Origin of the sequence: Acidithiobacillus sp., from assembly GCF_023255755.1 — a bacterium.
Classification (GTDB): domain Bacteria; phylum Pseudomonadota; class Gammaproteobacteria; order Acidithiobacillales; family Acidithiobacillaceae; genus Acidithiobacillus.
Map to the genome: position 1 here is coordinate 1 of NZ_JAGDVS010000042.1, position 6,819 is coordinate 6,819.

A 6,819-nucleotide genomic window follows, 5' to 3' on the forward strand; every position below is an offset into this window, starting at 1 on the left:
ATACTGCACAGCCCTTGAGCGATCATCTGCCAGCTATGGCGAAGATGGAGCCGGAAATGGCTGCCGCCCTGCGCCACGATCATCCCGCCAGCGTCCAACCGGTAAACCTGCACGCGCCCCTGTCCGGCGAAGATCTCGGGGAAATTGCCGTGTTGCTCAATCCGGACCTGCGGGCGATGCGGGCACAAATCGGCGTCGCCCAGGCGCAGGTCTTCGCGGCTGGCCTGCTGCCCGACCCGCAGCTTTCCCTGAGCGCCGACCTGCCCAGTAATGTGGCTGCTGGCTACACTAACGCCTACAGTATGGGGCTGAGCTGGAGTCTCGCCAGCATGTTCACCCGCTCTGCGAATCTGCATATTGCCCGGGCGCAAGCGCAATCGGTGCAGTATCAGGTGGCCTGGCAGGAATGGATGGTGGCTAACCAGACGCGGATACTGGCCCGGCAACTGTATTATCTGCAGGAGCAGGTGGCTGTGTCGCAACAGGCCGCGGCGACTACGGATCAGCTTTACCGGACCTCGGTCCAGAATCTCCGGCTGGGAGACGCCACCATCACCACTACGGCGCTGCGGCAAATCGCTTGGCTGGATAGTCAGGACCGCATGCTGGCGCTGCGTCGGCAGGTGACTGCCGTTCGGCAGAATATAAATAAAGTGATGGGGTTACCGCCGAACATGCGGCTTTCCCTGCGGGCGCCGCAAACGCTGCCGGATATTCCCGACGCCGCCCGTCTGGTTACCCTTGCGGATGCCCATCGGCTCGATTTGCTGGCGCTGCGCGCGGGCTATCAGGCCCAGGAAGCGCGGGTACGGCGTGCCATCCTCGGCCAGTATCCGGGATTTACCATCGGCATCTCCAGGGCGGCCGATACCTCGAATATCCAGACCATCGGCCCCAGTGTCAGTCTCGATATCCCGCTCTGGAACCGCAATCGCGGCGTCATCGCCGAGTCCGAAGCCACCCGTGCGCAATTACACGCCGCCTACACCGCCCGCCTCTTTCAGGCCCGTGCCGACATCACCGCGCTGGTGGCCGATCTGCACCGGTTGCGTCAGGAAATTACCCCGCTGGAGCAGCAGGTGCCGCAATTGCAAAGGGCCGAGCAGCGACTGCGGGGTGCGGCGGCGGAGCATAATGTGACTTTGATCGATTATGAGGCAGTACGCAGCCAAGCCCTTGCCAAGAGCCTGCAATTGCTGGCCCTGAAGCAGGCTTATGCGGAACAGCAGGCGGCCCTGGAAATGGCGGTGGGCCTGCCTTGGCGACAATGGGGAGAGCAGCGGTGAGGCGACGAATACCAGGATGGTTGTGGGGTGGCTTGGGACTAGGACTCAGCATACTGGCACTGCCAGCGACGGCGGAGGTCTCGGCCCTGGTGCAGTTAACTCCCGCGCGGGTGATGCCCCTGGCGGAGCATCTGCGGGCTTATGGTACCGTAGAATTCGCGCCGGAGGGCGGTCGGACCTTGTCGCTGGAAGCGGAGAGCCTGGTCAGTCAGGTACTGGTGGCGAATGGCCAGCGGGTCCGTCAGGGAGCAGCGTTATTGCGGGTGGTCCCTTCCATTAATGACCAATTGCAGTTGCAGCAAGCGCAGATCGGCGTGCGTTTTGCCCTCACCGACCAGCAGCGCCTGGAATCCCTGCGCACCCGGCAACTGGCGACCAATGCGGAGGTGCAGACGGCGCAGCAAATCCTCGCCAAAGCGCAAGCCACCCTCCACGATCTACAGGCGCGTCTCAAGACCCTGCAAGCTGGTGTAGTGCGTGCGCCCATCAACGGCGTCGTCGAAACGGTTTCCGTGCACCAGGGCGATCTGGTTCCCGCCGGTCAGCCTTTGCTGCGCCTCAGCACGGGCAACGCCCTGCGCATTGTGCTGGGTGTCGAACCGGAAGATCTGCCCCGCGTCAAAGTGGGCGACGCCGTGCAGCTCCGTCCCGTTTACGGCGATCAGTCCCCGTTATCAGGCGAGATTCAGCAGATTTATTGGCAAGTCGATCCCAAAACACGCCTCGCCCAGGTGGTCGTCCCCATGCCCGCTACCGCCAGTCTGCTGCCTGGGGCCATGGTCCGTGCGGAGATCATCCTGGGACGCCAGAAATCTCTGGCTATTCCCGACAGCGCTGTTTTGCAGCAAGGCGGCCGGTCCTATTGTTTTGTGGATGTCCGGGGTAAGGCGCAGCAGCGCTGGATAGAGACAGGCTGGCGCGAAGCGGGCTGGATTGCGGTCAGTAAGGGTTTGCAGGCCGGAGAGCCGGTGGTCAGCCTCGGCAATTATGAGTTACAGGATGGCATGGCCCTGCGTGTGGCGGGGAAATCCTGATGGGTGACTGGCTGCAGCGGCACCGCCGTTCCCTGTTGTTCATGCTGCTGGTATTAGTGCTGGCGGGCCTGTTGGTGGCGTTGAAAATGCCCGTGGCCCTGTTCCCGGACATCACCTTCCCGCGCATCGTAGTCTCCGCAGACTCGGGCAATATGCCTATCGGGCAGACCCAGGTCGCCGTCACCCGCCCGCTGGAGCAGGCCTTGCGGGCGGTGCCGGGGGTTCAGCGTATTCGCTCCACCACAGCCCGGGGTGCGGCGGAGATTTCCGTGCAGTTTGCCTGGGGCACCGATATGACCTCGGCCTTGCTACAGGCGGAATCGGCCGTCAATCGCGCACTCCCCGAGTTACCGCCAAACACCCGCTTCAGCGCCCGGCGTATGGATCCGACAGTGTTCCCCATTCTCGGTCTCTCCCTGACTTCCGATCGCCTTGACCCGGTCGCCCTGCGCCATTATGCGTATTACGACTTGCGGCCCTTGCTGCTGGCTGTCCATGGGGTGGCTCAGGTGGATATTCAGGGCGGTGCGCAGGCGGAATACCAGGTGATTGTCGACCCCATGCGTCTGCAAAGCTACGGGCTCAGCCTCGCCGATGTCGAATCCGCTCTCGCTAACAGTAATATCATCACGGCCGTCGGCCGTCTCCAGCGCCATTACCGCCTATACCAGATCCTCAGCGAAAGTCCCCTGAAAAATGCCCGGGATATCGGCCACACCATCCTCAAAACCGGCGCCGACGGCGTGGTGGATCTCAGTGATGTGGCGCAGATTCGCCCCGGCACCGTTCCCCAGTGGACCACCGTCACCGCCAACGGTAAGCCTGCAGTGCTGGTCAACATCAAGCAGCAGCTCGGTGCCAACACGGTGGCGATTGATCACGCCATCCGCGATCTCCTGCGCAAAAATGTCGGCAGTATCCCGGTCGGGGTGAAAATCAGCACCTGGTATGACCAGAGCCAGTTGATCACCGCGGCGGCATCCAGTGTCCGGGATGCCATTTTTATCGGAGCCGCACTGGCCGCACTGGTGCTCCTCGCTTTCCTCCGCAATCTACGAATGACCTTCATTGTTGCCATCGTCCTGCCCAGTGTATTGCTGGCCAGTGTGGTGATTCTGTATGTGCTCCATCAGAGTTTTAACATCATGACCCTCGGCGGTATGGCGGCAGCGGTGGGGCTGGTGGTGGACGATGCGGTGGTCATGCTGGAACATATTATGCAGCGCATTTCCGAGCATCCCGGAGAACGCGTTTCAGTGCTCCATTCCGCGCTGGAAATGAGTAAGCCGCTGGCGGGTTCTTCGGCGGCGACGATCGTCATCTTCGTGCCGCTGGCCTTTTTGTCCGGGGTGACCGGGGCTTTTTTCCAGGCACTGGCCATCTCCATCTCCGCCGCGCTGATTATTTCCTTTCTGGTCGCCTATCTGGCGGTTCCCATTTTGGCGGACGCCCTGCTGACCAGCCGGGATGCCGAAAGGGCCGAGCGGCCGGGTCGAATCCTGGGCTGGACCAGTTTGCATTACGGCCGGGTGCTGGAGAAACTCTTGCGACGCCCCATACTGCTAGTGCCTGTTTTGTTCGCTTTTCTGGCCCTTGGGGGCTGGTCCTATACCCAGGTGGGCAGCGGTTTTATGCCCTCTATGGACGAGGGGGGCTTCGTCCTCGACTACAAGGCGGCCCCCGGCACTTCCCTCGCCGAAACCAACCGTTTGCTGGGTCAGGTGCAGCAGATTCTGGCGAAGACACCGGAGGTGGCGAGCTATTCCCGGCGCACGGGCCTGCAACTGGGGGGCGGTATTACGGAGGCCAATACCGGAGACTTCTTTATTCGCTTGAAATCCCATCGCAGTCGCAATATCTGGCAGGTGATGCAGAGTGTCCGCGACCAGATCAACAGCCGGGTGCCCGGCCTGCGTGTAGAAACCGGACAATTGATGGAAGATCTGATCGGCGACCTGACTGCCGTACCGCAGCCCATAGAAATCAAAGTGTTCGGCGCTGACCCGCAGACGCTGGAAAAAGTCGCCGCACAAGTGGCCAAGCGTATCAGGCCGGTGCCGGGTGTGGTGGAAGTTTTTGACGGTGTGACCATTGCCGGGGATGCGGTGGATATTCATGTAGATCCGGTCAAGGCAGCCCTGGCGGGAATGACGCCGGGGCAGGTCACCGCCCAGCTACAGAGCCTGATGGAAGGCAGGGTGGTCAGCCTGATTCCCCAGGGGCAGGAGATGGTCGGGGTACGGGTCCGTGCGCCCCATGATCTCTGGAATGAAATTCGCCGTCTGCGGCAATTACCCATCGTCGCGCCGGATGGCCATTATCTGGCCCTGGGACAGGTCGCGCGGATTCAGATCAAGTCCGGACAGGCGGAGTTGCAAGCCGAAAATCTGAAGCCGATGGTGGCCGTCACAGCACGCATTGAGGGACGGGCCATGAGTACGGTTATGGGTGAGGTGGAAGCCCGGCTGGCCCATCTGTCCCTGCCGCAGGGTGTGTATCTGCAATACGGCGGCCTCTACCGGGAACAGCAGAAGGCCATGCACGAACTGGCACTGGTCCTGCTCGCCGCCATTCTGCTGGTGGCCGTTCTGCTGCTCTTTCTCTATGAGCGCTTCACCATCGTCCTCAGCATTCTGGCGACGGCGTTGCTCGCCCTCGGTAGTGTCTTTATCGGCCTCTGGATCACGGGAACGCAACGCAACATCACGGCGATGATCGGTATCACCATGATTGTCGGGATCGTTACCGAAACCGCTATTTTCTTCTTTGCCGAGGCGCAGAATAGCGACGTCTCTGAACTCGTCAGGGCGGGAAGGGCGCGTCTGCGGCCGGTTCTGATGACGGCTATTATCGCCATACTGGCCCTGATGCCTCTGGCACTGGGCCTGGGAGCCGGGGCGGAAATGCAGGCCCCACTGGCCATCGCCATTATCTCCGGATTGCTGGCGGAGTTGCCCCTGGTTCTGGTCGTGATGCCGGGTATCTATGCCGCTCTGGAGGGCTTTAGCCGACGCATGGCGCGCTCGTCCGCGGAAAAGTCATAATTTTTTCATGGAAATGACATATGGGTGTCATATGACTTTGCCACGCTTTTACTGCGTTGACTGTTCAGCCAGGCGGGCAAGAGGCTTCGGTGGACAGAAGCGATAACCAAAGCCGGGGATGGTCTCCAACCATCTGTGTGCCCCCGTATCCTCCAGTATCCTCCGTAATCGGTAAATTTTTACTACCAACGTATTCGGTGCGATATATATCTTTTTCCCTTCCGCGAGGACTTGCAGAAGCTGCTGATAGGATATCGCCTCATCAGGGTGTGTCACCATATATTCAAAGAGTCTGAAAAGCTGTTTTGACAGATAAAGTTCCTGGCCGGATATCGACACTCTGCGGGAACAGGGATCTAACTGAATCTGCCCGGGTAATTTTGACAGTTCCATGGGGCGGATAGTTATCTCGTCATCAAGCCTGCGGAGATGGGCCATCAGTAACCCTTCCCCGAGAGTCCACGGTATAAAGGCGACTGCACCGGCCTCAATCGCGGCGACCGCTATCGATCCGCTGTTTGCTTCCGTACTATCTCCTATGACCAGAAATGGTACTGATTTATGAGCGATATCCTGTATATTCTGGAGATAGTCGCGGTAGTTATCCAACCATCCATTGAGTATCACGTTTTTTACCTGTAAGCTCTTGTCTAGTCCGTTTATGTCATGAGTGGAATGAATCCGGTGAACGGAATAGCCATTTCGTTCTAAGGCATATTCGATATCATATACTATTGTGCCAGTCGCCTCTGGTGAGACTAACAATATTTTCTGTTCCGCACGATAATTATGTATAGAGGTTGGCATATGCAGCCATGCCAGGCCTTCCAGTAAGGCCGCGTGGGCGTGTTGTAGATAAGCGGCACTTAAGAGAATGCTAAACATTAGAATGACTCCATACTGATTATCGTTGGATTATTCATATTCATAATGATTGATCATAAAATCATGATGATCTATTGCTGCATGGCAGTGTCCGACTATCCGCTATTCCCGCATTATGATAGCTCCCTAACATGACACTATCGTGACAGTTTTGTGACACTAAGATGACGATTGCCAATGAAGCGTGGTTTCCCCTGCTGGATGTCGGCGGGTACTCTCAGCTAAAGGTGGTACGGTTCGTTAAAGGGGAATAAGTCGTATGGCGGCCGCTGCGCGTGGGGCCACAGGGCTGCCCATCCGGCCCTTTCAGCTTTATGATAGGGGGAGGCAGAAGGAAACCACCATTTGAGCTATAGCGCCGAACAATTCACCGTCCTCAAGGGACTCGAACCGGTCAAGTTGCGTCCGGGCATGTATACCCGTACGACTTGCCCCACCCACATCATTCAGGAAGTGATCGATAACGCCGCCGATGAGGCCCTGGCCGGCCAGGCGACGCGCATCGATGTGACGGTCTGTGGCGATGGTTCGGTGATCTCGACTTCCACCCGCTGGGACAGGGCATTGGTG

General features: G+C 59.1%; 4 protein-coding genes and 1 pseudogene. 4 read left to right on the forward strand and 1 reads right to left on the reverse strand.

Annotated features, from left to right (window positions below):
* The 3 genes from Q0C48_RS03210 to Q0C48_RS03220 all read left to right on the forward strand — a co-directional run.
* The coding region (locus tag Q0C48_RS03210; protein WP_291521481.1) for a TolC family protein at positions 1-1,286 on the forward strand (1,286 nt) is incomplete at its 5' end.
* Complete coding sequence (locus tag Q0C48_RS03215) at positions 1,283-2,320, forward strand: efflux RND transporter periplasmic adaptor subunit (RefSeq protein ID WP_291521483.1); 1,038 nt, start codon at positions 1,283-1,285, stop codon at positions 2,318-2,320. The genes Q0C48_RS03210 and Q0C48_RS03215, both read left to right, overlap by 4 nt.
* Positions 2,320-5,364 (forward strand): efflux RND transporter permease subunit, encoded by a 3,045-nt coding sequence (locus Q0C48_RS03220; protein WP_291521486.1) that lies wholly within the window; start codon positions 2,320-2,322, stop codon positions 5,362-5,364. Before Q0C48_RS03215 ends, Q0C48_RS03220 begins: the two co-directional genes overlap by 1 nt.
* Before the next feature lie 48 nt (positions 5,365-5,412).
* On the opposite strand, the gene Q0C48_RS03225 is transcribed toward Q0C48_RS03220, so the two are convergent.
* On the reverse strand, positions 5,413-6,249 hold the full coding sequence (locus tag Q0C48_RS03225; RefSeq protein ID WP_291521488.1) for a winged helix-turn-helix domain-containing protein: 837 nt from the start codon (positions 6,247-6,249) through the stop codon (positions 5,413-5,415).
* 345 nt (positions 6,250-6,594) lie between these two features.
* Here Q0C48_RS03225 and Q0C48_RS03230 point away from each other — a divergent pair.
* Positions 6,595-6,819: pseudogene (locus Q0C48_RS03230) on the forward strand (hypothetical protein); the annotation flags it as partial.